Consider the following 1,154-nt stretch of genomic DNA (forward strand, 5'->3'; position numbering starts at 1 on the left):
TTCGACCTGTATCGGCCCTCCGAGGAGCACGACATGCTCCGGGAGTCGGTGCGTGCGCTCGCGGAGGCGAAGATCGTGCCGTTCGCCGCCGCGGTGGACGAGGAGGGCCGGTTCCCGCAGGAGGCCCTGGACGCGCTGGTCGCCAACGACCTGCACGCCGTGCACGTCCCGGAGGCCTACGGCGGCGCGGGCGCGGACGCGCTCGCGACGGTCATCGTGATCGAGGAGGTCGCCCGCGCCTGCGGCTCGTCCTCGCTGATCCCCGCGGTCAACAAGCTCGGCTCGCTGCCGGTGATCCTCTCCGGCTCCGAGGAGCTCAAGCACCGCTACCTCGCCCCGCTGGCCAAGGGCGACGCGATGTTCTCCTACGCCCTGTCCGAGCCCGACGCCGGCTCCGACGCGGCCGGGATGAAGACCCGTGCCGTCCGCGACGGCGACTTCTGGGTCCTCAACGGCGTCAAGCGGTGGATCACCAACGCCGGCGTCTCCGAGTACTACACCGTGATGGCCGTCACCGACCCCGACCAGCGCTCCAAGGGCATCAGCGCCTTCGTCGTGGAGAAGTCCGACGAGGGCGTCTCCTTCGGCGCCCCGGAGAAGAAGCTCGGCATCAAGGGCTCCCCCACCCGCGAGGTCTACCTCGACAACGTCCGCATCCCCGCGAGCCGCATGATCGGCGCCGAGGGCACCGGCTTCGCCACCGCCATGAAGACCCTCGACCACACCCGCATCACCATCGCCGCCCAGGCCATCGGCATCGCCCAGGGCGCCCTCGACTACGCCAAGGGCTACGTGCGGGAGCGCAAGCAGTTCGGCAAGCCCATCGCCGACTTCCAGGGCGTCCAGTTCATGCTCGCCGACATGGCCATGAAGCTCGAAGCCGCCCGCCAGCTCACCTACGCCGCCGCCGCCCGCTCCGAGCGCGTCTCCGCCGGCGGCGACAAGGAGCACCTCACCTTCTTCGGCGCCGCCGCCAAGTGCTTCGCCTCCGACGTCGCCATGGAGGTCACCACCGACGCCGTCCAGCTCCTCGGCGGCTACGGCTACACCCGCGACTACCCCGTCGAGCGGATGATGCGCGACGCCAAGATCACCCAGATCTACGAGGGCACCAACCAGGTCCAGCGCATCGTCATGGCCCGCAACCTCCCGTA

The 1,154-nt window shown here is 70.1% G+C and carries 1 protein-coding gene; it reads left to right on the forward strand.

Annotation, left to right across the window (positions count from 1 at the left end):
- Positions 1-1,154: acyl-CoA dehydrogenase family protein (locus ACF09E_RS35700; RefSeq protein ID WP_392210492.1), on the forward strand; the 1,154-nt coding region annotated here is incomplete at both ends.

Source organism: Streptomyces sp. NPDC014891 (assembly GCF_043081085.1).
Lineage (GTDB): Bacteria > Actinomycetota > Actinomycetes > Streptomycetales > Streptomycetaceae > Streptomyces.